Below are 23,544 nucleotides of genomic sequence, written 5' to 3'. Positions count from 1 at the left end.
GCATGATGGCAGCGGGAATCACGGGAAGCGTAGAGCTGGCCTGGGAGCAGCGCCTGCTCGAGGAACTGGCAAAGGGCAGTGATCTTCTGCCCTTGGATGTTTTGGGGCAGCAGTTCGTGGTCCGCTGGGGCCCTGCGGTCAGCTGGCAGCAGCGGGTCAGCATGAGCTCCGTATGGGCCCGGTGCATCAGTACTGAGGAACCTCAGCTGCCACCAGAGCCGCCGGAGCCCACGCCGGGGAGCCGCTTCACCGCCTCGGTCACCAGCACCTCCGCCAAACATCCGGCGGCAACGTTCCAGCTCGCGGCCGCCTCCTTCGAGGAGCTGGCAGAGAACCTGACGTCCCGGCTAACCATTGCCGCCATCATGGCCAACGCCGGCGAACTGACCATGCTCCACGCCTGCGGGGTAGCGCATCCAGCCACCGGAGCAGTGGTGGCGCTGGTGGCCAAATCGGGAACGGGAAAGACCACCGCGGCCTCCGTACTGGCCAGAAGTTATGGCTATGTCACTGACGAGACCGTGGCCATTGCCTGGGATGGCTCCGTGATTCCATATCCCAAGCCGCTTTCCGTGAAACAGGAGGCCGGAACTCCGAAACGCCAGGCATCCCCGGACGAGTTTGGACTTCAGCTGGCGCCCGCGTCGCCCTACATCCAGTCGATCGTGCTGCTGAACCGGGTCCAAGGGGACCTGCCGGTAGCCCCGGTGCTGGAGCGGGTACCGCTGGCAGACGCGGTCCTGGCGCTGATCCCGGATTCGTCTTCCCAGGGAGAAGTTGTGGATCCGCTGCAGTCGCTGTGTCGTCTCATCCAAAGCGTTGGGGGTGTGTGGCAGGCGACCTACACCGAGGCTGCAGACCTCCCGGCCGCGCTGGAACCCCTTTTCCGCCCACAACCGGCGGCTCACACGGACTGGAAACCGGCAGCAGGCCGAGGCGTCCGGGAGCCGCACACCCCGGCTGGCAGCATTCACCGCACCGCTCCGCAGGATGCCGTGTCCATAGGCACGGATCTGCTCGTCATGCTGGACAACCAGATAGTGCGCCTGTCCGGCATCGGCCCGGCGGTCTGGGAAGCCAGCGCTGCCCCTGTCAGCCTAGGCCAGCTGACTGATTACGTGGCACGTGTGCACGGGAAGCCGGAAGGCTACCGAAGCGCTGTCGCAGGAGCCGTAGAGCAACTCGTCGCTAAGTCGATTCTGGAACGCGCCGGCAGCTGAATCTCCAGCACGCCGAGCACAATTACTTGAGTTTAGGAACCCACAATGAGCACAACAGCAGCCCCTGCTGAGGTATCCCCAGGACTGGACCTGGCAGACTACTTGAACGTCCTCCGGACGTACTGGAAGGCCATTGTGGTCTTCACCCTGCTGGCCGCAATGGCCGCCGCTGGTTGGACCGTTCTCCAGCCAAAGGTCTACTCTTCCGATTCCAGCGGCATTGTGGTCACGCCGGGCTCGGACAACGTGAGCCTCGCACTGGCCGGCGACAGCCTCGCCAAGGCCAAGGTCAAGAACTACGAGTCGGTGGCAAAATCACGGCTGGTTGCTGACCGGGTTATTCAGGCCTTGGACCTGAAAACCACTGCCGATGCCCTGCTCAGCAGCATCAGCGTAAAGGTGCCGCTAGACACGGCAGAGATCAGGGTCACCTCACAGTCGACTGATCCCGCCACCGCCCAGCGGGTAGCGGACGCCTGGGTGAATGGCCTTGCAGCGCAGGTGGAAGCCATCGAGACAGCGCCCTCCGCCGAGTCGGCTGCCGGTGCCGCAGCAACGCCCGACGCCGGAACACAAGCCGATGCAGCAACGGCAGTCCGCGTCCTCCCGCTGGGCAAAGCCGTCCTGCCCACCAGCCCCACGTCACCTAACACCAAGCTTAACCTGGCGCTCGGCGCCCTCTTCGGTTTGGCCCTCGGGTTGGCGTACGCACTCATCCGCCGCCACCTGGACCGCCGGATCCGCAGGGCAGCGGACATTGAACGGATGTTCGGCGTCCCCGTCATCGGCACCCTCCCGGTAGACCACCGGCTGGACGAGAAGAGCACCATCGTGGACGCCGGCACCGCAGCGCAGCTGCACGACGCCGGCGGGGCCATGGCGGAGGCTCTCCGCGAACTGCGCACCAACCTCAGCTTTCTGGACGTGGACCAGCCACCCCGGGTCATCGTGGTCACCAGCTCGCTCCAAGCCGAGGGCAAATCGACTGTGACGGCCAACCTTGCGGTCACCATGGCGGCAGCGGGTGAAAATGTCGTGGTAGTCGACGGCGATCTTCGCCGGCCCACGCTGGTGGACGTTTTTAACCTTGTACCGGGTGTCGGGGTCACCGATGTGCTCACGGGCACGGCCGATCTGGCTGACGTCCTGCAGCCGTGGGGAGCCCTGCCGAACCTCTCGGTGTTGGGATCGGGGCGGATCCCGCCCAACCCCAGCGAACTGCTCGGGTCCCGGGCCATGAAGAATATGCTTGCCACCTTGTCGAAGGATGCCGTGGTCCTCATCGACGCACCGCCGCTTCTTCCGGTGACTGATGCTGCTGTCCTGTCCCGGGCAGCGGACGGCGCAATCGTTGTCATCCGCACTGGCAAGACCACCCAGGAGCAGCTGGACCAGTCCCTTGGGAACCTCGAGAAGGTGAAGGGGCGCGTCTTGGGTGCTGTCCTCAATTACGTCCCGCTCAAGGGCACGGACGCCTACTCGTACTACGGGACCTATAAAGCTGCCCCCATTCCCTCCCCAACGATGTCGTCCTTGCAGGGCGGGGAGGAAGAGGACGTTCTTGCGGCACTGGAAGCTGCGCCGGGCGGCCGCAGGGCGAGAGTGTAGGTATGCCGTGACCCATGCGTCGCGTAGAACCCAGCTCGAGATCCCGGAGGGTGTTCTCCTGGGCCATGCACTGGTGGCGGGTCTGGCGGCCGGCCTGGGTATCAGGGCCTTCTTCATCAAGGGACCGGTAAGCGTCCTTCAGGGGCTTCGCGAAGCCAAGGTATCCGCAGATGTGGACGTCGTCGTTGATCCGGTGCGGCTAGAGGACTTGATGCAGGGACTGCATGAGCGGGGCTGGCGTGAACGGCCGGTCGATCCCGATAGCAGGACATTCCCAAAGCACTCCGTCACCGTCCACCACCCCGAGTGGCCGTGCTGTATAGACGTACATTTCCGCTTTCCAGGCATGGAAAGGCCCGACTGCTTCGAAAGCTTATGGGCGAACACTGAAACCCTTGAACTTGCGGGACAGCAGCTTACTGTTCCGAGCAGGGAGCTTGGCGTCCTGTTTTTGGCCCTGCACGCCCTGCGCTCTCCCGCCCTGCCCGCTTGCCGGCACGAGCTCGATTACCTTGCTGACCTCACACGCCGGGAGATCCTGGCAGAGGAACTCCTGGAGGTCGCCCGGGCGACAAACTCTCTGGCGGCCGTTCGGCCGTTCCTGGAAGTCCTTCTTCCCAGTAGTATCACTGTTGTCTGGCCGGAGCCCTCTCCGGAGTGGCGCAACCGTGTGGCAGCGCAGGATCCGGGGAGCGCACGGCTCTTGGCTATCTTGCAGGCGCCTTGGAGCGAGAAACCAAGGCTACTGTGGGGGGCGCTCTTCCCCACGCGGGAGGTCTTCCTCAGTGGAAACATCTACGCAGACATGTCCTTGTTTGGACAACTCCGGCAACATTGCGCCCGGTGGTGGCGCTTCGTCCGTGCCCTTCCGCGGATCGCGCGAAGCCTCCGCAAGCTCTCAGCCAGCGGTGATTAAGCGGTCCTGATCCATATCCGATTGCCGGTTAACCCACCAAATTTGTTAAGGTTCAGCTATGACTACGGGGAAAGCTATTACCAAAGCCGTCATTCCTGCTGCCGGATTGGGAACACGCTTCCTGCCCGCCACCAAGGCAATGCCGAAGGAAATGTTGCCGGTGGTTGACCGACCGGCCATCCAGTATGTGGTGGAGGAAGCGATCAACGCAGGCCTCTCTGACCTGCTGATGATCACAGGGCGCAACAAGCGCGCGCTGGAGGACCACTTCGACCGCGAGCCTGGCCTTGAGGCTGCGCTCGAGGCCAAGGGCGACAAGACCAAGCTGGGCATGGTGGAATACGCGTCTAACTTGGGCCCCATCCACTACGTCCGCCAGGGCGAGGCGAAGGGCCTTGGCCACGCGGTCCTGTGCGCGCGGCAGCATGTGGGGGACGAGCCGTTTGCCGTTCTGCTGGGTGACGACCTCATCGACGAGGCTGAGGACCTGCTGGGCACCATGATGGAGGTGCAGCAGAAGACTGGCGGTTCCGTGATCGCACTGATCGAAGTTGATCCGTCGCAGATCAGCGCCTACGGCTGCGCAGACATCGCTGCCGTCGACGGCGAGGACTATGTCCGCGTCAACAGCCTGGTGGAGAAGCCCGCTGTTGCTGATGCACCGTCCAACCTGGCAGTTATCGGTCGCTACGTACTGCACCACAATGTGTTCGGCGTTCTGGAAAACACCGAGCCTGGCCGCGGCAACGAGATTCAGCTCACGGACGCCCTGCAGACCCTTGCAGCCGGCGAGGGCGAAGGCTCGGGCGTTTACGGCGTGGTTTTCAAGGGTCGCCGGTACGACACGGGTGACAAGCTGAGTTACCTCAAGGCCGTCATCACCCTGGCTTCCGAGCGCGTGGAATTCGGTGAGGACCTGAAAACCTGGATGAAGGGCTTCGTGGGTTAGTCTGGCTTCTAGCGCTCTGGGAAGGCCTGTTGCCGGAAGGTGGTGGGCCTTCCCTTTTTCGTGGCCCACAGGGCTAGCAACGCCCCGATGACAGCACCTGATGTATTGGTCACGACATCTGACGGGCTTGCAAAGCGGTCGTGAAGAAACAGCTGTTGACCCAGTTCAATGCAGCCGGAAACCAGCAGACCGAATGCGCCAATTTGCCACCAGCTTTTTTTGGGAAATGCCTTGGAAGCCGCAAATCCCAAGGGGATGAATAACACCACGTTGGCGGATGCCTCTACAAAACTGTAGTTAAACCAGCTGGGTATTCCGTGTTTGTGGAGGAATACGAAGATTGACGCGAGCTGTCCTGACACTGGCTTGTCCACAGGTGACGGCCAAAACGCGATGAGGGCCAAGGGCACAGCCATACCAGCAAGAATCAGCTGCCAATGCCGGCGGTTATGAGTGGGCGTCAAGCGAACCTCAGGACGTTCGTAGAAGGGCGAATACGGTTGTGGCCAGTGCACACGCCGCTAGTAGAACGAGGAGTCCGTAGGCCATCACCTGCGGTCGGGGGCGCTGAAATGAAAAGTCGTATTCGAGTGGTGCTCTGTGCCACTGTCTTCCCCATGATCAAATAACTACCACACAAAGCAAAAGGTGGGTGCATCTCCGTTTCCGGAGATACACCCACCTTTTTTTCTGCTAAAGAGCAATAATGCTAGGCAGTAACTTCGGCCTTGGCGCGGCGGCGAACCACCACTACGGAGGTTGCACCGGCGGCCAGTGCACCTGCGCCCACGAGGGTCCACAGGATCAGCCCGGAGTCGGCACCGGTGTTGGCCAGACCGGTGTTAGCGAGCGGAGCACCAGCAGCGTTGCCGCCCGTGTTCGCCAAAGAGGCTGCAACGGTAACGGTGACGGGACCGACGGTAACGCCGGACTGCGTGCCGGTTGCGGTGATGGAGTAGGTGCCGGCTTCGCTGATCGAAATGGGCAGGGATACGGCACCCTGTGCGTCGGCAGTTGCTGACAGGTTCTGGGCTGCAGTCACGACGGCGATGCGAGCGGCAACCGCTCGGTTACCAACGCCTGCGCCGTTGGAGGCAGGAGCCTGGCCCGGCGTGACAGTGATGATAAGCGGCTCGCCGGCACGGAAGCCCTGGCCGCGGAAGACGAAGGATTCGCCCGGACCGACGGTGCCATCTGAGACGGCGGCCTGCGGCGGAAGTGCCGGGTAGGTTGCGGCCATGGCTGGTGCCGAGCCGATCAGTGCGATGGAGCCTGCAAGCGCGAGTGCAGCGAAAGTCTTCTTCATGTGTGTCCCCCCGGAGACGTTTAAGTTTTGATACCCGATTTTGGGGAGATGTCCCCTCCGCACGAGACCATGTGCAGAACTACGGATAAATATCCCAGATAGAAGGTACCATCCCGGATCGGTTGTGACCAACCTCAATCCAGTCGGTTTACATAGTGTTTACGCAACAGTCACTGGCCGAGATTGCAGGATGCGTTTTCAGTGGGCAAGATAACGTCCTTTACATGCTGGACAGTGGGTGTGACAACCACGTTAGGTTCTGTATGCTGAACGATTTTTCCAAAGGTGAAGTCGACCGTCTTACTTTCGCCTGGCGCGAGTTGCTGTGCTACAACGCCTACAGGTCTCATCGCATGCAGATATGGTGCGAACGGAATCTTCTGGCCGTTGGTAGTCGCTGATTCGACATTAGCCTGGACGGGGCCATAGACAACGATGTTGGTTTGCACGGAACCAGGCGCTACACCGAAAGCCCCGCCGCCTGTGACGTACGGAGGTAAGGACGTGGAAGCATCCGCGGGTGCCGTATTCGTACTCGAAATCCGAACAGTAGTCTGCTCGTAGCCGTCTGCAGGGCAGTCCTTAATCAATTGGACGGTTCTCTTGACGTAGTAGTCCATTTTGGCGCCCGTCCCGTCGTTGAAGTAGACGCCAAATTGGGATGCCGATACGCTCGGACCCGAAGTCGAGCCGCCAAGAGCATATTTCGTGATTATCGCTTCCTCCGGGCTGTTAGCGGACCACACTAGGACGCGTCTCTCCTCGACTCCGCGCGTAAGGCCGTTGATGAGCCCCTTGGCTTCTGCTTTGCCGCTTGAAAAAGCTGAAAAAACTTCTTTGGCAACCCCCGCGAAATATGCGTCCTGCAGTCGGGGTTGTTGGACCTTTGCGTAAACCTCGGAGAGGAGCGTGGCAACTACGTTACTGCCCGTCAACTCGGTCGGCAGGCCGGCGGCCTTGAAAGCGGCCAATTCGGGTCCTCCCACGGGTACAGGACCAGTTGACTGGAGGATGTAGCTCAGAACGACAGGATCAATGGAAATCACGCCGTCGACCCGCTGTCCGGTCTTTTGTTCCCACATGCCTCGAGCGGTCGCAGCAGCAGTGGGGAAGTCGGGAGTGAGATTGACGTCCTGCATATACTTCCCGAGCCTTCCCGAGTAGATCTGCTGTTGCTGTCGATCCACAGGGAGCGGGGGCGACATTATTCCGACATCGCCAGCGCTGCTTTGAATGCCGAGTGACAGCTTCCCGTGGTCAACGGTCATGGCTGCCAGGGCGCCCGGTATGCCTCCGGAAGCTCGGGATTCAGCATTGTTTTGGATAATCAGCAGATAGGTGCGTGGACCATCTACTCCGAGCATTTGGGGCGAGATCTGAGCAGCATCAGCCGCTACGTCTAATGCATCTGCTATTTCCGTCAATTGTTGTTTAGCGTCACCTAGCGGTTCGGATATGTCCGGAACGAGCCGGGCGTTATCGATACCTTTTAGTCGATCTGCAGAGAGACGCACAGCGCCTGCGGACGCCTTGACCTTGGTGGACGCTTGCACTAGGGGAGTCAAGTCTGCGCCAGAGTCACTTGGGACCAATACTTCCCAGTCCAATGAATCGTAAACCTGTACAAGCGGCTTGAGGCCGAGGGCCGCAACGTCGTCGGCAGAACGAGCCATCTCAGATATGGCACTTATGTTGTTGCCGAGCCAGGGGAGGCCGGAGGCCATAGTCCACCACGGATCGTTTGAAGCCTCACGAGCTGCTGCTGTATGGGCCGTGAGTTGCTGTGTTATTTCCGTCGCCCGCTCCTTGCCGTCGCCCGTCAGACTCTCTCGGAGCGGAGGGACAAGCTGAATAGCAGACTGCAACTCGTTCCGGATTACTGCAGCACGAAAGCCGAGCCATCCACATAGTGCTACGCCTATCAGCAAAATGCCACCCAGCCCAATAAAGAAGTATCTTCTGGCTGCATGGCGTGGTGTTTTTGTCTTTTGATGAGCGGCCCAATAATTACGTTGCACCCTGTTGCTCCCTGTTGTGGAATTTCTCACCGTGCGCTAGCTTTCTGGTCTGTAGAGAGGCCGCTTGCTAAACCTAGTAGGCACCAGTACTTGTGAAGACCGCTCGGGCGGTTTTGAGAATAATGACCAGATCTCCCGCAAGAGACCAGTTTTCTACGTAATAAAGGTCTAACCTTACAGAGTCCTGCCACGATAGGTCTGATCGTCCGCTGACCTGCCAAAGGCCTGTTAGTCCGGGTTTCACCAAAAGTCGCCGGCGAGCATCGTGCTCGTAAGCTTCAACCTCTTGAGGGAGGGGGGGACGGGGCCCGACCAAGCTCATTGACCCACCCAAGATATTAAGAAGTTGAGGTAACTCGTCCAAGCTGAAGCGCCGAAGCAGCCCGCCAATACGAGTGACCCTTGGATCTTTACGGATTTTGAAGAGTACCCCGTTACCTTCGTTCTTTCCCGCAAGCGAGGCTAGCTGCTGTTCAGCATCAACGACCATTGACCGAAACTTCAACATTTTGAAGCGAGTTCCCTCTTGGCCAACTCTTTCCTGGCGGAACAGCACGGGGCCGCGGCTGTCCAGTTTTATGAGGAACGCTAACATCAGCATTATTGGCAGAAAAGCAACAATAAGAATGAAAGAAACCACAACATCCATCAGCCGCTTCGCAACCCTCTGACCTCCCTCGAGAGTGGGCGTCGTCACGTGGATCAGTGGGAGCCCTGCCACTTGTTGCGTATGGATTCTTGGACCGGCGATGTCGGTAAGTGCCGGTGCCATGATAAGTCCTACATTACGGGCTGATAATTCCCAGCCAAGGTGCCGTAAGGTCTGCGGGTGGAGCTGGACGCCGGCGGAAATAGCGACGGCGTCAGCTTCACACGAATCAAGGGCAGACAGAATAGATTTTGCATCTGTACTTCGGCCTAAGATTGGCAGCCCGGATGCTGGCTCGTACTGCATGTCTTCGACGCTGCCGGGAGTGTATGCCGCAATTGGTCTGTAACCCGCATGTTTGGCGCGTAGGAGCGAACCGGCAAGATGCGCAACGGCTGCTGGACCACCTATCAACATAAGGTTTGACATGTTGTCGCCGCCGTGGCGTTTGACGCTCAAGTGCTGCCGAAGAAGCCATCGGGAGAGAAGGAGCCCCAGCAAACCTACCGGAAGCGCGATGCCTACATACCCGCGGGCAGTATCAACCCTCAAGACGTAAGAAAATATGGCTACCAGGCCGAATAACCAGAGAGAGGCCGCTGCCACTCTCTTGTATTCTTCAGAGCCTGAACCTAGGATCCGGCTTTGCCTAGTGTTCCAAGCCCCGAGCATCAACCACCAAATGATGGCCAGAACAATTGAGAGCCAAATATAGGGTGATTCTTTATTCTCGCTTGCAGTGTCCGTATCTACGCCGAACCTCAAGACGTAGGCTCCGGCTATTGCCCACATCACGACGAGGGCGTCGATCAACCTTAGGGTACGAGTCGCTCGGACCCTCCAATCTGATATTTCCCGCAAGTGATTTCCCCATAACCCTAGTTGACACTCAATCGGCGAGTGACCCGAACAGGATACAACCAGGCTACAAATCGCCAATAGTATGTCGTCTGATGCAGCCGACAGGGCTTTGCCCATCCCGAAAAGTAGCCTCCTGCTGGTAGCCAAAGAACTACCCGCCGTGACGGTTCCGCCGTCCCTTGACCATCTCATCCTTCCCTGTGTCCCCGACGCAGCCTGCCGACCGAGACGCATCGAGGCGTACTCTGTGATCGCTGCCCCGTGGAAGAGCCTGCGCTTTTGAGGGGTCGACCCCCAAGCCTTCGTCGGGAGCGGCTGACCCAGAAACGACTAGGAGCTTGGATGGGATATCCTTCTGTTGGACTCGGGGGGTCTCGGTGAACTTTTATGATGACTCGTGGTTACTCCTGGCCAAGTGCGGCGCGCAACTAACCGTCCACTATCCTCTCGTGGAAAGCCTGTGAATAGGAGCCAGAATGGTCCACCCGTCGCTTGGGGTTGCTCCGAAGGTTGAGTCTGATTTATCTGGGATCTCTGGAGTAGCCCGACGCAAGCATGTGGTTTTAGTGGCTGCCGCGTTTTTTATTACCTCCGAACCAACAGCCCTGACAACAAATCACGGCATCCTTCCGATAGGTGTCCTTCTGGTTATAGCCGTGGTCACGCTTCTGCGGGACAAGAGCTCCGCCATGGCATGGTGGGCATTAGCCCCGTTCACATTCGTTGGTATCGCGGCTGCCTCATCTGGTTGGAGCATTCTCCCAGATGAGACCATTACGGGAACTATTTCCCTCGCCTCTGTTTTTGCGTTGAGTGTCTTATTCGCTGCAAAGGTGAAGCTGCCAGCCCTCGTCGAGGGCATCGCGCTGGGGGCCGGTGCGGCATTGGCCGCCTCGATCATTCTGTCTGTACTGCGGCCCGACCTTGGCCTGGTGAACGAGACGTACAAGTATGGATCGCTCCGGGGAATATATGAACATCGCAATCAGATGGGCTACGTTATGACCGTTGGTCTGGTCGCCTTGTGTTCTACCCCTAGGCTCATGCTAAAAGGGCGCCGAGGATACGGCATCATGGCACTGCTTTTGTTTGCCCTTGGGGTCGCATGGTCCGCGTCAAGCACGGCTTTGGCCATGTCGGTTATAGGCGTAGCCTTGGCGGTTGGTTTCCGAATTATGCCAAAAGTAAACGCCCGTCTGCGCCCCTTCATTATTACCTACTACCTTCTCATCACAGCGTTCGCTTTCTGGTTCATTCCCACCCAATTTGCCACCGTGACTGGCTTGCTTGGTAGGGACGAAACTCTGACTGGAAGAACGACTATATGGCCTTATGTGGTGGAGGCGTGGAGCCACAGTCCCTGGCTAGGGTATGGATGGGATGCGGTCTGGCTGGATGGCAGCTATGTGGCGGACTGGGTTGCTCGTCAATTCAACTACCGCATCTACCACTCCCACGATAGCTACTTAGACGTACTAATTCAGGTCGGGATACTCGGATTAGCGTCATTTGGTGTATGCGTGTTTATTTCCCTGCTAAAGGGGCTCGCTTGGTTGAGGCTCTTACTCACGACGAGGGCCACTATCTCTGCCGTTTTTCCCTTGGTGATTGTCACAGTTCTTGGAATTTACTCAATTGTTGAAACAAGAATCTCGAAGCCGCTAGGCCTGTTGATAATCTTCTATGTAGTTACAACTAAAATTGCGCCAATGATGCGTAAAAGCGAAACATCTACGCCGCCCCCTGGGGGCTGACCACAGTTTTCGCTCGGAAATGCCGTATCTAACATCTATGCGCGTCGTAAGGAAAAGTATTCATGAAGAAGGTCTCGATTATAGGGACACGAGGATATCCGAGTTATTACGGAGGCTTTGAAACGGCAGTTCGTCGTCTGGCACCGTATCTCGCCGATGCTGAGTGGGACGTGACTGTCTACGGACGAGATGGTTCGGTTGAGCGCGATCCAGGACACGCGGACCACAGGATTCGGTCCGTGCTGACGTTGGGACTGAATACCCGCGCCCTTAGCACGATGTCCTACGGGCTGACGTCCGTTCTGAATGCAATGATCAAAAGACCCGACGTCGCGTTGGTCATGAATGTTGCTAACGGATTCTGGCTTCCTTTGCTGCGGCTACGAGGAATTAAAACTGTCGTAAATGTGGATGGCATCGAGTGGGAGAGAGACAAGTGGGGAAAGGCAGCCAAGTTGGTTTTCAAAGCTGGCGCTTTTTTCACTGCCAAATTTGCTGACCTGCTCATCTGTGACGCCGTGGAGATACAGCGCATATGGCGCGAACGCTACGGAGTATCGAGTAAGTTCATTCCCTATGGAGGCGACGTGCCGCCGTCGCTCCCGGTGGAAGAGGGATTACGCAGCAGAGGCTACGTATTGATGGTCGCTCGCTTTGTGCCGGAAAACACGGTCCTCGAGTTTTTTGAGGCAGCTAAGGAGCTCGCTAAAGCTTGGGATGTCGTGATAGTCGGCTCCTCCGGCTTCGGTGGAGAACTAGACGAGGCGGCACGCGCGTTGTCCGAGGCGAGTGAAAAGGTGCATTGGCTTGGGCATATAAGTGATGACAGGCGGTTGTTCGCGTTATGGCAGCACGCAGGCGCCTATTTCCACGGCCACAGTGTTGGCGGAACCAATCCGGCTCTGGTTCAAGCCATGGCCTGTGGAGCCCCTGTAGTCGCACGGGATACGACTTACAATCGGGAAGTGCTTTCGGACACAGCTACATATGCTCAGCCGACTGAAGGGAGCATTGTGGATTCCGTTAGTGAACTGATGGGCTCACCGGAGCTGCAGTCGACCCTAAGCGCTGGCGCGGTCGAACGTGCTCGGAGCTTTTACAGCTGGGAGTTAGTGTGCGGTGCATATAACGATGCCCTCATGTCGATCACGCAAAATGCAATTCTGAGCAAGTCAGATACACGGCAAATGAGCCGATAAAGCCGCGATTATGGCTTGACCCTCACTGGCAACTCTCGCTATCAAGGACTTATTCGTTGGACGTCTTCAGAAAATTAGGCAGTGAACAGCGCGCTAGAGCAAGGTCCGCTGGGCGGGAACAGGACTGGGCAAAAATCTCGCTCTCCCTAGCATGGAAAGTCGCAGGCATGGCTCTTCGAGGAGTACTGTTGATGCCTCAGCTGTCCGAATGCCGCGGTGTGCCCCTAGTCGGACGTCGCGTTACTATTCGAAACAGAAGCTTCATTCGTCTAGGCGCTAATAACGTTGTGGAAGACGGCGCTGAGATCCAGGGACTATCTCGCGAAGGCATTAGCTTCGGAGATCAGGTTTCCATCGGTGCGCAAACCATGATTAGGCCCAGTAGCTACTATTCGCGAGAAATAGGCGTTGGGCTTTCCGTCGGCGCGAATTCAAGTATTGGCCCGCAGTGTTATGTAGGATGTTCGGGGGGAATCACTATAGGCGAGAACGTCATGCTTGGCCCTGGGGTTCGGATGTTCTCTGAAAATCACAACTTTGAGGGCAGCGACGACATAAAGAGCCAGGGTGTTGCTTGGTCTCCTATAGTCATTGAAGATGACTGCTGGATCGCAAGCGGCGTAACTATAACAGCTGGTGTAACGGTTGGTCGGGGCGCAATTGTGGCTGCCGGCGCTGTAGTGACTAAGTCTATTCCTCCCAGGGCAATAGTCGCAGGAGTCCCTGCGCGCGCCATTGGGTCCCGGTGAGCAGCATGAAAGTCCTGTTCGTCCACCCGTCTAATGAGCTCTACGGTGCCGATAAGGTGCTTTTGGCGATTATCGATGCCCTTCCTCTGCACTACTGCGCTGAAGTTTGGTTACCGACAGATATACGTTATCCAGGTGACCGTCTCAGGCGAGAACTAGAGGCCCGGTCAATACCTGTAGCGTTCATAGATCTTCCCGTTCTGAGGCGCAGTTACTTTAATGCCCGAGGTATCTTGAAACTTTTACCTCGCATGGTGACTGTCACGAAACATCTTAGATCAGCAGACTTCGACTTGCTCTACATCAACACTTCCGCCCTTGCGTCTGTAGCACCATTGGGACGGATGGGCGGTAAGCCGGTGGTTCTACATCTCCATGAATATCTCTCCGGCATAACAAAGTTTGTGCTGCAGCCTTTCTTGATTTTCGCATCACTGATAATTGGCGTAAGTGAAGCTGTCAGGGATGCCCTGCCCGTGGGCAGTAGAAGTCGCAGCGTCGTGATTTACAACGGCTTTGATCTTCCCACAGGAGAACTTCAAGTAACTGGGCAAAAGCTGAGATTCGTCTTAGCAAGTCGTTGGAACGCTTGGAAGGGGCACGAGGCTCTACTAAAGGCGTGGTCCAACCTGAAGCGCGCTGACGTGGAACTACATGTGTACGGCGGTCCACCTGAGGTGGGACAGTCTGTTGACGTCCGAGCGATTGTTGAAAGAATGCCGAACAGGGAGACGGTGAAGATATGCGGGCATGTAGAAGATATAAAGACGGCCCTGCTTAACTGTGACGCCGTTCTTGTTCCGAGTGTAAATCCCGACCCGTTGCCTACGATTGCCATCGAAGCCGCCGCCTACGGCAGGGCGGTACTGGCCAGTCGGTCTGGGGGCCTGAAGGAAATAGTAGAAGATAAGGTAACAGGCTGGCTGTTGACTCCTGGGGTCAGCGAGGAATGGACCGCTTGCCTAGAAACTCTCAGTGCCGAGGATTTGGTCAATGCTGGCAACAACGCAAGAGCACTGTTCGCTCAAAAGTTCAACCAACAGGCATTTGCAGAAAGAATCCGCGTCATTTTTCAACGTTATGAAAATGAGAAATAGGATTTCGCCCACGCTCGGTTAGACCTTAGTTCGTTTTTAATTGTTCGCACAATTTGTCATGTGGCAATGACGCGACATCGCGGATATTCAATTTAGAAAGATGCTTAGTTAAATGTCACAAAATTTTGACCTTGTGGTAACTGTGGCCACCTTCCAAAGGCCGGAGATGTTGAAGGCACTACTTCACAGCATCGAACATCAGCAGGATCTCGGGAACATGAAATTCCACGTGGTTGTAGTAGACAACGATCCTAGCGGTTCAGCTGAAACCACGACTAAGGAATTTGCGAGCCTGGTCACCTATGTGCACGAACCGAAACCGGGTATCGCGGCTGCCCGGAATGCCGGCATCGAAGCGGCCGCGGTATTCCAACCCCGAGCACTGGTTTTTATTGACGATGACGAGGTTGCGCCGCCACACTGGCTTTCTCAACTGGTTTCGACATGGAAGGAGACTTCCGCCGATGTTGTAACGGGGCCCGTCCGTTTCGAACTTCCCGATGGATTTGAACACCTCGCCAACGCGGTGCCGCATTTCTACACGCCCGACAGGGCCGACCATTCGCCTGTGGAAGACGTAGCCACAGGAAACACGCTTGTGGACGCAACCTGGTTTCATGGTTCGGCGGCGCTCCGATTCAGCGAACAATACTCGCTTACCGGAGGATCCGATATCGAACTTTTCAATCGTCTGCGAAGGCAAGGAGGGAGATGTGTGTGGGCTGCTAAGGCGTCAGTCGTAGAAACGGTCCCTCGAGCGCGTACTACCCCCCAGTGGATGAGGCAGCGCGATCTTAGGAATGGACAGTTACGAGCCCGTCTGATGCTTGAATCCAATAGCCGCGCCACGCTTCGATTGGCTGTTGAGGGGGTTCTTAGAGTTCTGAAGGGGGCTTTCGTCATCACTTTGTCCCGGCCTGAAACTAGTTCGAATATTCAAGGTTGGCGAACCCTTCAAACGGGTCGAGGCTACCTCAAAGCTGTCTCCGGGCGACACTTCAACGAATATGCACTTGGCAGGAACTTGGGCAGACAGTATCCCGGAGAGGGGATTTAGTGACCCATCCTGCTTTCTGTGTCCACTGGGAGCCTAACTCGGGCAGGAACCTGAGCGATTGAAGCAGCAATTTTTGGCCATGCTACTAGCGCGCGGTATGTCGAGCGTCTTGCAAGCCGCCAATCTAGTCCTGCTGGCCCGGTCAGCGAGTTTGGAGGACTTCGGCCTATTAGCGGTACTGACATCGGTTTCGGTTCTCATCTTGACGTTTTTTGATTTAGGCATGTCAACTTTGATCCCAAAGTCGCGTGCGCTGAATTTGCATGAACAAGTCTCCGCAGGCCTTAGATTAAATGCGATTTCGACATATCTCTTGGCCGCGATATCGACGACTTCGTTCTATATCGGTTATTTGTTCAATCAAGTGCCGTTATGGACTGTCATTCTTGTGTGCGCTCTTGCCCTTGAAAAGAAGATTGAAACCGCGCTGAGTGTTTTTATTGCGGATGGTAACAAGTCAATACCTAATTTTTCAATTCTATTAAGGCGTCTAATCCCATTTCTTGGAACTGCTACCGCTGTTTGGATTCACGATGATACAATTCTTGTATACTCCGCGGCCTACCTCGTTGTCGTATTTCTGTCCGTTTTGAATGTCGACAGACTTCTACGTGGGCGCTTGAAGGTTAGAAGAAGTGGGCGGCACTCACTGCGTCGAATTGCCACGGAATCTTGGCCCTATTTCATTGGCAATCTTTCGGCCCATGCTCGATATATTGACACTTCCTTGGTTGCGGCTGTCACCTCTATCACAGGTGCGGCCATTTATTCGGCTGCATCTAAAGTAGTCAATCCGCTGCAACTGGTCCCCCAAACTCTTACTGCAATCCTGATGCCGCACTCGGCTCGCCTAAATGCGGTCGAGGCGCGTAGCCTCGTGAACAGGTTGACACTGGCCTTTCTTTCAATGCTTTTACTGCTTGTGCCGACTACCTTCTTCGCCGCGCCAATAGTGACAATACTTTTTGGTCCGGATTTCCTGGCGGCTGCGCCTGTCCTGGGTGTCTCTCTGTTGGCTTTACCTTTTGTGACTCTCTCGTCTCCACTCGGAAGCGTGCTCCAAGGCCAAGGACTAGAGAAGTTTGTGGCCCTCAATGGCGTCATTACAGCAGCAGTCATGCTGATTGCCATCCCTAGCTTTGCCATCATGTGGGGAGTTGTCGGTGCTGCTGCCGCTGTTGGTTTCTCGTTTACCCTTAAGTGCGGCCTGCTGTTTTTTCGATCTCGCAGTTTAGCCTAGCCGCATTTGTCCGCATCAAACGTTAGCTGGAATCTCTTGAAAATACTCGCTGTCACGACTTTTCTCCCATATCCCCAGAACCATGGGGATGCCTTGCGAGTGCTAATGATGCTTCAGGCTCTATCGACGAAGGGCCGACTCACTGCGCTTACCGTTGAGCGCAGGGACACGACGCCTTCTGATATTGAAGGCTTCCGAAGTGCGCTCCCTTTGGCGCAAACAAGGGTTTTCGCCCTGAGTGGCATTAGTCGGGCATCGGACCTGCCCAGTCGCGCGAGCAGACTCGTAAAGGGAATCGGTTCCGTTACGCCGCCCTTGTTCTTCAGCCCGTATAGTAGCGAAATGGAATCCTATTTGGCTAAATCGGCGGAAGTATATGACCTGATTGTTCTTATAGGCGAAGCTGCGGGAGTTTACGCCAAGCATTTCACGGACCAACATGTTGTTTGGGATAAGGCTAACGTTTTTACCGCCTTCTGCCTGAACAGCGTCGTTAACTTGCGGGATCCGAGGCAGCGTTTCAAGTTCCTACTCAATAGCGCGCTGAGCTACGTCTGGGAACGGCGTGTCCTGCGTTTGTGCGATGCAGTTTGGGTGACAGCACCAGAGGAGTCGTTGAGGCTTGAACGAACGTTTCATCGGACCGCAGATGCAGTCATCAGATCTTCTATTCGACTCCCATCTACCAATCCACGCTCATTCAATGCTGGGTCGCGGAAAATTGTCTGGATGAGCACTTTTGCTTATCCACCGAATTGGGATGGTCTGCTTCGCCTACTTCGGGAGGCCGGAGACACCTTGCGGTCTCACAACATGAAGCTCTGTGTCGTGGGTGCTGGGGCCTCACCTGAGCAAATTGCCATACTTGAACGCTTTGACGTCGTTGAATACTTGGGCTTCGTGGCGGAGCTCGACGAAGTATTTGAAAATGCTGCTGCTGGTGTTGTACCAATTTGGGCTGGGGCGGGGGTCAAGCTAAAGACCCTAACAATGATGAGCAGGGGACTACCAGTTGTCAGCACTCCGTCTGGTATGGAGGGAATTCCAGCTGCTGCTGCCCTGAGAGTGGCAGCTTCATCGATCGAACTGGTGGAGGCTGTAGCCCAGGCGTTGCCGGAGGAACTTGAAAGGGCGAGTGTGAGAGCTTTCAATGTGCTGAGAGAGAGTTTTTCCGAGCAGGCTTTCAACCGATCGGTTTCCCTTAGTATTCCCCGTGGATAAGGCCAATCGGATATATCCCCTTATACCTTCTGGGAGCGAGGGATTCACCGGGTCCAGGAAGTCGTATGTGGGGGTGCACCTTGGCCAAGTCGGCCTGCCGGTACCGCATCCGGGCCCATTACGTCGGCATGCGCAACCTTGAGGAAGCTTGGGCGCTGGCGAAGGACAAACCTTGGGGGCAACGAAGTTCCTGATGCAGTACGCGGACTAGACCCTGCTTGTGATCGACCAATAGCTTTTCGAGAGCATGCGCAGCATGCTGCTGGAACTGCTCGAGCGGCGATACGACACAGCGGCAACAATCAAGCCCGCTGGGGACCGAGGGATATGGCGCTGGCGGACTCTATTTCGTCGCTGCCGATTGAGCTCCACTCACTGCTCTGTACTCGAGGACTCGAATTCTCATGACATGGTGATTTGTGCCTGACAAGGTTGCATCGCGCATCTTGCACACCTAGTTCTCCTTCGCAGCGGTCGCCCACCTCGGACCCCAGGCAGTGAGGTGCCGGCACGAGCCTGCCTTTATCATCGACCGACAAGTGGTCGTCGAGGCTATTGTTGATCGTGCCGGCCACCGGGCCGCCGTCGGTAAGCTGAGGGCTCCACGCCAGAAGTCCTGCGTTGAGTCTCTCCAAACTCATGAGCGACTTGCTAGGCCACTCCTCACACGTCCTAAAGCCGGTGGGCTGAAGCCGTCGACGAAGCACCTCGTGTGTCAAAAAATATCTCAGCCTTTTCGCTCAGGACGTCGACATCATAAAAGTCATGGTTTTGGAGAAGAACTACGACGTCAGCATCCAGTACTGCTGCGTGGATATCATCCGCGACCTCGTACGAGGTCCCGGAGACAGACCATGTTTGGACCATTGGATCGTGAAAGAGGATTTCGGCTCCTCGCTGAAGGAGCACTTCTGCAACATCTACAGCCGGAGACTCTCTTTGGTCCGAGATGTTGGCCTTGTAGGTAACACCAAGAAGCAGGACTTTGGAGCCCTTGAGGGGCTTGCCGGCATCATTCAAAAGGGACTGGACCCGATCTCCTACGTAGCGCGGCATCGAGTTATTGATTTCCTCAGCCAGCTCGACAAACCGGAAGGGGTACCCGAGCGCTCGACGCACTTGGTAGCTTAGGTAATTTGGGTCGATCGGAATACAGTGGCCGCCGACACCCGGGCCGGGGTAGAAGGCCTGAAACCCAAAGGGCTTTGACTTAGCAGCAGCGATTACATCCCACAGATCGATATTCAACTCATGACAGAACTTTGACATTTCGTTAACTAATGCAATATTAATATGGCGATAGGTGTTTTCGAGAAGCTTTGCCGTTTCTGCTTCGCGGGCGCTTTTCGTAGGGACCACGGTGTCCACAAACTTGCTGTAGAACTCCACCGCAGCTTCCGTCGACTTTATTGAGACACCGCCGACAACTTTCGGGGTATTCTTTAGCCCAAATTTCTTGTTCCCAGGATCTATCCGTTCGGGCGAGAAAGCAAGATAAAAGTCCTCGTCTACGTGTCTCGTGCTACCTTCAAGAATTGGCTGGCAGAGCTCTTGAGTGGTGCCAGGGTAAGTCGTCGATTCGAGTACCACCAGCGTTCCGGTTGTCATGAACTTAGCGATTGACTCTGTGGCTGCAATCACAGCTTTTAAATCTGGGCTGCCGGCCTCCCCCAACGGCGTTGGCACGCATATCACGACTACTTCAGCGTCACGAATCACAGTGGGATCTGTAGAAGCCCGATAGCCAGCCTCCAGCATTTCGCTAATCTCGTCATGAGGCAGATCATCGATGTGGGACTGACCGGCATTGAGATTGTCGACGATGCTTGAACTCAGATCCAGCCCGATAACGTTCATACCTGCTCGGACGGCACCCTGGGCAAGGGGGAGGCCAACATATCCTTGTCCGATCACAACGAGGTTTTTCATTTTATATCCATTCGTACTAAAAAATTCGAATTAGAAGCGCTTAAATGCAGGGAGGATTATGGGATTTCCCATCTTTGGGCTATCTACTCTAAGGCCGCCTCCCAGGTCTCTGACAGTAAGTGAGGCTATTGCCCGAGTTCAGGTGACAGTGCCAAAAACGCAGAATTTCGCATCATGAGAAAGGTCGAGATCGCCTGGTCGAATCACGCCAAGGGTCCTTTCAGATCCGCAGTGGTACTTCGTATTGCCCGGCGGGGGTTCAAAGGATATTTGCAGGTGTACCGCGGCTTTGAGTTGGTCCAAACTTCGTGGTCGCCTGCCGGTGGAAGGGAAAACTCTGGAAGGCTCAGCTTTGAAAGTCTGTTCACACGGCTGCCGAAGAGGGTTCCGCGGGCCTTAGGAGCTGCTGGTCCAACGACTAAGGACCATCAACTGGCAAACCTGGAAAGCGGCTAGGCTGACGGCTGTCGGAAACAACGGTACTTGCTTCGTCAAAGGCCAGGCTCTCCCAAGAACGCCTGCTACCGTCAGTTGCGGATTTTCGCTTTCTGCCACCGTTTATTGCTGGATTTTCTGCCGGGCTTTCACTGTGGCCGTAGTAGCTGTAGGAGTATGCATCCGGACCCTTCACTGGAAGCCGATTCATCACAACTCCAAGAATCTTGGCGCCCACCATCTGCAGAGAAGTGATCGTCTTCTCGAGGTCCTGATGGCGCAGTTTTTTGGAACCCACAACAACGACAACGCCACCGACATACTGGGCGAGCACGGCTGCATCTGTCACTGGTAGAAGTGGCGGAGCGTCGATGACGACCGTGTCAAAAGTACTTTCGAGTCTTTCGAGCAATTGCTTCATCGCTTCCGAACCGAGAAGTTCACTGGGGTTTGGTGGAATTTCACCCGATGTCAGAACGAACAAGTTATCTTCACCCCACGGTTCCAACAGATCCTCAACGTCTGCAGAACCCACCAGCGCAGTGGTTAGACCAGCATTCCGCTCTAGGCCCAAATACTGATTGACCATTGGACGACGAAGGTCAGCGTCAATTAGGCACACGGATTGTCCAGCCTGAGTCAAAGCGATAGCTAGGTTGGTTGCAGTTGTGCTCTTTCCTTCACCAGGCAGGGATGAAGTAACAAGAACGGTCTTAGCGTGCCGAGATACGTTTGCGAATTGAAGATTAGTACGAAGCTGCCGGAATGATTCTGCCCTGGAGCTCTGTGTCGGAACCTGTGTTAGTAGGGGCTTCTTGTTTGCATCGGGGTCAAAGGCGATCCCTCCCAGAAGCGGTGCATCGGTAACCCGTCGCAGGTCCGCCTCTCCCCGAATACGGTTATCAAGTGTGGTGCGGAGAACGGCGGCTGCAAGCCCAGCAGTAAGACCAATGACAAGTCCCAAAATTAAGTTCAGGCGTGTATTCGGCGTAGCGGGGGAAGTCGGGGCGGCGGCGGGCTTGATCACGGAAAGGCGCACGGGAGAGGTTCCTCCCGCAGCCGGCTTTTCCAGCGTTTCCACAGCGTTGACCAAGCTGTTAGATACTGCTTGAGCAATCGCTGCCGCTTGAACTGGGGATCCGTCTGAGACCTTGATGTTGATCAGAACAGTGTTTAGATCAGTGCTTGCCTCAACGTTCTTAGCGAGTTCTTCGGCGGATTGGGTGAGACCCAGGCTATCAATCGCCGGTTGTAGAACCACGGGGCTAGCTACTGTTTTTACATAGGACTGCACACGAGCCTGACTGAAGTTATTACCTTGTTGAAGTTCCTGAACAGAACCCGAACTTTGAATGGCAACAAAAAGTTGAGTCTCAGCGGTGTATGTCGGCTTTGCCAAGGCGGAGGCTAGGCCGCCGCATAGTATGCCGATAAGCGTAAGGGCCACAATAGCCATCCAGTTGCGGCGCAAAACGCGTAGATAGTCGCGTAGGTCCAAGCCAGGGTCCCCCTATATACATTGCCGGAGGCAGCGCAATAGCCCTCCCCAGAACAGCATCAGTCGTGCGGTCTCGTCCATAGTACCCGGCGATAAATGTCGATTTCATCGTCGCCGAGGTTTGGGTCGCTGGAGCACACTCATGTGTCAATAGCGCACTGAGTCGCGTGGCCACGCTCGGGGCATCGAACTCGCTGACCGGGGACGGGCGGCCGACTGTCTAGTCTTGCGACGGGAAGGGTTTTGCTCTTCAGAAGTTGGGTGAATGGCCCCGACCGATCGACGCGGCAGTCTAGGTATGCACGTCCTTGTCAAGAAGGGCCCGGTAGCAACAGCCGCCGTGTCTGCGCTTCGGCTCCAGAGCCTCTAAAGCTGGGAGTACAATCTGGGACCAAGATGAAGGCACAATGCTCTGCGAAGGAACCGAAAGACAATGGCGGAATGGCTGGAAGTCGGCGCGAACAACTACGTATTGACCACAGAGGCCTCGCTTCTAAATACAGGCCTTATAGTCGGTGCTGATCGTGCGATGGTGGTCGACACCGGCTGTGGGCCACGCCAGGGGCGCGAGATCCTGGATGAGGTGAGGGAGAAGACTGCCCTGCCGCTGGTTGTCGTCAATACCCACGCCCACTTCGATCATTTCTTTGGGAACGCCGTTTTCGCTGAAGCCGGTGTCACTGAATTTTGGGCCCATGAAAACTGTGCCAACCCTATCGGTCAGCGCGGCGACCTGCAGCGCCGGCATGTGCGAGTGCTTGAGCCTCAAATGTCCGCTGGGATCGGTGAAAACGTTGAGCTTGTGGTTCCCAACGCCATCGTCAGGGATCAGCCTGTCCTTGTTGACCTCGGTGGCACTATCGCAACGTTGTTCTACCTGGGTCGCGGTCACACGGATGGGGATCTTTTAGTTGGAACGCCAACCACCCTCTACGTCGGCGATCTGGTCGAACAGGGAGCCCACCCCTCCTTCGAGAACTCATATCCCGAGGAATGGGCTGACGTGCTCCGGCACATTTCCGCGCTGCGCCACCGCTATGAGTTCCTGATACCAGGACACGGAAAGCCGTGTAGCGACCAATTCGTAAAGACAATGGCCGACACTATGACAACCGCTCTGCGCCAGGCCCGACAGTCGATCCGCGATACCCCAAACGACGCTACAAAAGCCATCCCCGTGCTGCCCTACGGCCCGGAGCAGTCGCGTTGGTTCATCAAGCGTCTTCAGGAGACCGGGCGGAATCCGCAGGAAATCCGGTAGCGATGAATTTTTGCTCCGCATCTCACACTCATAACGTTGGTTTCGCTTCGAGTTTGGGCACGAGGAGGAGGCCTGTTTGCATGAATGCTTGTGAGCAGAGTCTCGGCACTAGGCGCTACCTTAGTCTGTAACGTCATCATGACGTGACTTGTCAATCGATCTGTCACATGCTTAGGTCGTAAGCAGTAAGGAAGCTTATGACCGATGGAGATTACTGTGGCTTTGTCTGACTATGTTCTAGCGCTTTGCGTTCTATCGGGCACACTACTGGTACCGTTTTTTGTTTTTTACCAGATGGTGCGGCTCAAGCGGCGCGTATTCCGAATCTCAGTGAGCCAGGCGCCCCGCGACAGTCGGCGCTGAACATGCCTTACGTTGATATCAACCCTTATAAGGGCCTTCCCAGGTGGGTGGGCTTCACAGTCCTTACCGTTCTTTTGATGCTCACCGCAACTGTGGTTTGCGTTGCGCTCATTCGCCACTGAGCAGAGGACGGTGGCAGGCGCCGCGCACCGGACCGCCTAGACTTGCTGACTGAAGTAGCCGCAAACCATTTGCCGAAAACGTCCGGGGGACA

Annotated in this window: 18 protein-coding genes and 1 pseudogene; 13 read left to right on the top strand and 6 right to left on the bottom strand. The window is 56.2% G+C overall.

What is annotated here, in order from left to right; all coding sequences use genetic code 11:
- The first annotated feature begins 2 nt into the window (after positions 1-2).
- Genes J2T23_RS09360 through galU form a run of 4 tightly spaced genes read left to right on the top strand, consistent with a single transcriptional unit; the run spans position 3 to position 4,693 of the window.
- Positions 3-1,220, top strand: a complete 1,218-nt coding sequence (locus tag J2T23_RS09360) for a hypothetical protein (protein ID WP_307359322.1) — start codon at positions 3-5, stop codon at positions 1,218-1,220.
- A gap of 45 nt (positions 1,221-1,265) precedes the next feature.
- Positions 1,266-2,828 carry a tyrosine-protein kinase domain-containing protein gene (locus J2T23_RS09355; protein WP_307359321.1) on the top strand — a complete coding sequence of 521 codons (1,563 nt, stop codon included), beginning with the start codon at positions 1,266-1,268 and terminating at the stop codon, positions 2,826-2,828.
- Positions 2,829-2,835: 7 nt separating this feature from the next.
- Entirely contained in the window at positions 2,836-3,744 is a 909-nt protein-coding gene (locus J2T23_RS09350; protein WP_307359319.1) for a nucleotidyltransferase family protein, read from the top strand.
- A gap of 58 nt (positions 3,745-3,802) precedes the next feature.
- Positions 3,803-4,693, top strand: a complete 891-nt coding sequence (gene galU, locus J2T23_RS09345; RefSeq protein ID WP_307359317.1) for a UTP--glucose-1-phosphate uridylyltransferase GalU — start codon at positions 3,803-3,805, stop codon at positions 4,691-4,693.
- Positions 4,694-4,701: 8 nt separating this feature from the next.
- On the opposite strand, the gene J2T23_RS09340 is transcribed toward galU, so the two are convergent.
- From J2T23_RS09340 to J2T23_RS09325, 4 genes are all read right to left on the bottom strand, one after another.
- Positions 4,702-5,055 carry a VanZ family protein gene (locus tag J2T23_RS09340; protein ID WP_307359315.1) on the bottom strand — a complete coding sequence of 118 codons (354 nt, stop codon included), beginning with the start codon at positions 5,053-5,055 and terminating at the stop codon, positions 4,702-4,704.
- 347 nt (positions 5,056-5,402) lie between these two features.
- Positions 5,403-5,999, bottom strand: coding sequence for an LPXTG cell wall anchor domain-containing protein (locus tag J2T23_RS09335; RefSeq protein WP_307359313.1), 597 nt, complete (start codon positions 5,997-5,999; stop codon positions 5,403-5,405).
- 170 nt (positions 6,000-6,169) lie between these two features.
- Positions 6,170-8,017 (bottom strand): DUF4012 domain-containing protein, encoded by a 1,848-nt coding sequence (locus J2T23_RS09330; protein WP_307359311.1) that lies wholly within the window; start codon positions 8,015-8,017, stop codon positions 6,170-6,172.
- Between the two features lie 73 nt (positions 8,018-8,090).
- Positions 8,091-9,479 carry a sugar transferase gene (locus J2T23_RS09325; RefSeq protein ID WP_477732483.1) on the bottom strand — a complete coding sequence of 463 codons (1,389 nt, stop codon included), beginning with the start codon at positions 9,477-9,479 and terminating at the stop codon, positions 8,091-8,093.
- Between the two features lie 524 nt (positions 9,480-10,003).
- Between J2T23_RS09325 and J2T23_RS09320 the strand changes: the two genes are divergently transcribed.
- The 8 genes and pseudogenes from J2T23_RS09320 to J2T23_RS19925 all read left to right on the top strand — a co-directional run.
- Positions 10,004-11,281, top strand: coding sequence for an O-antigen ligase family protein (locus J2T23_RS09320; RefSeq protein WP_307359310.1), 1,278 nt, complete (start codon positions 10,004-10,006; stop codon positions 11,279-11,281).
- A gap of 62 nt (positions 11,282-11,343) precedes the next feature.
- On the top strand, positions 11,344-12,480 hold the full coding sequence (locus J2T23_RS09315) for a DUF1972 domain-containing protein (RefSeq protein ID WP_307359307.1): 1,137 nt from the start codon (positions 11,344-11,346) through the stop codon (positions 12,478-12,480).
- Between the two features lie 167 nt (positions 12,481-12,647).
- A complete protein-coding gene (locus J2T23_RS09310; RefSeq protein ID WP_307359731.1) occupies positions 12,648-13,229 on the top strand; it encodes an acyltransferase in 582 nt (193 codons plus the stop codon).
- Positions 13,230-13,234: 5 nt separating this feature from the next.
- On the top strand, positions 13,235-14,326 hold the full coding sequence (locus J2T23_RS09305; protein ID WP_307359305.1) for a glycosyltransferase family 4 protein: 1,092 nt from the start codon (positions 13,235-13,237) through the stop codon (positions 14,324-14,326).
- A 112-nt stretch (positions 14,327-14,438) separates the two neighbouring features.
- The gene (locus J2T23_RS09300) at positions 14,439-15,383 is read left to right on the top strand and encodes a glycosyltransferase family 2 protein (RefSeq protein WP_307359304.1); all 945 of its coding nucleotides are present in this window, start codon (positions 14,439-14,441) and stop codon (positions 15,381-15,383) included.
- A 58-nt stretch (positions 15,384-15,441) separates the two neighbouring features.
- The gene (locus tag J2T23_RS09295) at positions 15,442-16,623 is read left to right on the top strand and encodes an oligosaccharide flippase family protein (RefSeq protein WP_307359301.1); all 1,182 of its coding nucleotides are present in this window, start codon (positions 15,442-15,444) and stop codon (positions 16,621-16,623) included.
- A gap of 342 nt (positions 16,624-16,965) precedes the next feature.
- Positions 16,966-17,844, top strand: coding sequence for a glycosyltransferase family 4 protein (locus J2T23_RS09290; RefSeq protein ID WP_307359299.1), 879 nt, complete (start codon positions 16,966-16,968; stop codon positions 17,842-17,844).
- Between the two features lie 37 nt (positions 17,845-17,881).
- Positions 17,882-18,148 (top strand): annotated as a pseudogene (locus J2T23_RS19925) (ATP-binding protein); the annotation flags it as partial.
- A gap of 368 nt (positions 18,149-18,516) precedes the next feature.
- On the opposite strand, the gene J2T23_RS09285 reads toward J2T23_RS19925, so the two are convergent.
- Both J2T23_RS09285 and J2T23_RS09280 read right to left on the bottom strand, forming a co-directional pair.
- Positions 18,517-19,773: a nucleotide sugar dehydrogenase gene (locus J2T23_RS09285; RefSeq protein ID WP_307359296.1), complete on the bottom strand. Its 1,257-nt coding sequence runs from the start codon at positions 19,771-19,773 to the stop codon at positions 18,517-18,519.
- Positions 19,774-20,191: 418 nt separating this feature from the next.
- Positions 20,192-21,706 (bottom strand): tyrosine-protein kinase domain-containing protein, encoded by a 1,515-nt coding sequence (locus tag J2T23_RS09280; RefSeq protein WP_307359293.1) that lies wholly within the window; start codon positions 21,704-21,706, stop codon positions 20,192-20,194.
- Positions 21,707-22,139: 433 nt separating this feature from the next.
- On the opposite strand from J2T23_RS09280, the gene J2T23_RS09275 reads away from it, so the two are divergent.
- Positions 22,140-22,967, top strand: a complete 828-nt coding sequence (locus J2T23_RS09275) for an MBL fold metallo-hydrolase (RefSeq protein WP_307359290.1) — start codon at positions 22,140-22,142, stop codon at positions 22,965-22,967.
- Positions 22,968-23,544: the final 577 nt, after the last annotated feature.

Source organism: Pseudarthrobacter niigatensis, assembly GCF_030812615.1.
GTDB lineage: Bacteria > Actinomycetota > Actinomycetes > Actinomycetales > Micrococcaceae > Arthrobacter > Arthrobacter niigatensis.
Note: the sequence above shows the minus strand (reverse complement) of the source record. Positions and strands in the feature narration are given on the sequence as shown.

Coding starts and splice junctions, on each gene's coding strand:
- J2T23_RS09360 (WP_307359322.1), top strand. CDS start 3: ATGATGGCAGCGGGAATCACGGGAAGCGTAGAGCTGGCCTGGGAGCAG.
- J2T23_RS09355 (WP_307359321.1), top strand. CDS start 1,266: ATGAGCACAACAGCAGCCCCTGCTGAGGTATCCCCAGGACTGGACCTG.
- galU (WP_307359317.1), top strand. CDS start 3,803: ATGACTACGGGGAAAGCTATTACCAAAGCCGTCATTCCTGCTGCCGGA.
- J2T23_RS09335 (WP_307359313.1), bottom strand. CDS start 5,999: ATGAAGAAGACTTTCGCTGCACTCGCGCTTGCAGGCTCCATCGCACTG.
- J2T23_RS09320 (WP_307359310.1), top strand. CDS start 10,004: ATGGTCCACCCGTCGCTTGGGGTTGCTCCGAAGGTTGAGTCTGATTTA.
- J2T23_RS09315 (WP_307359307.1), top strand. CDS start 11,344: ATGAAGAAGGTCTCGATTATAGGGACACGAGGATATCCGAGTTATTAC.
- J2T23_RS09310 (WP_307359731.1), top strand. CDS start 12,648: ATGGCTCTTCGAGGAGTACTGTTGATGCCTCAGCTGTCCGAATGCCGC.
- J2T23_RS09305 (WP_307359305.1), top strand. CDS start 13,235: ATGAAAGTCCTGTTCGTCCACCCGTCTAATGAGCTCTACGGTGCCGAT.
- J2T23_RS09300 (WP_307359304.1), top strand. CDS start 14,439: ATGTCACAAAATTTTGACCTTGTGGTAACTGTGGCCACCTTCCAAAGG.
- J2T23_RS09290 (WP_307359299.1), top strand. CDS start 16,966: ATGGAATCCTATTTGGCTAAATCGGCGGAAGTATATGACCTGATTGTT.
- J2T23_RS09285 (WP_307359296.1), bottom strand. CDS start 19,773: ATGAAAAACCTCGTTGTGATCGGACAAGGATATGTTGGCCTCCCCCTT.
- J2T23_RS09275 (WP_307359290.1), top strand. CDS start 22,140: ATGGCGGAATGGCTGGAAGTCGGCGCGAACAACTACGTATTGACCACA.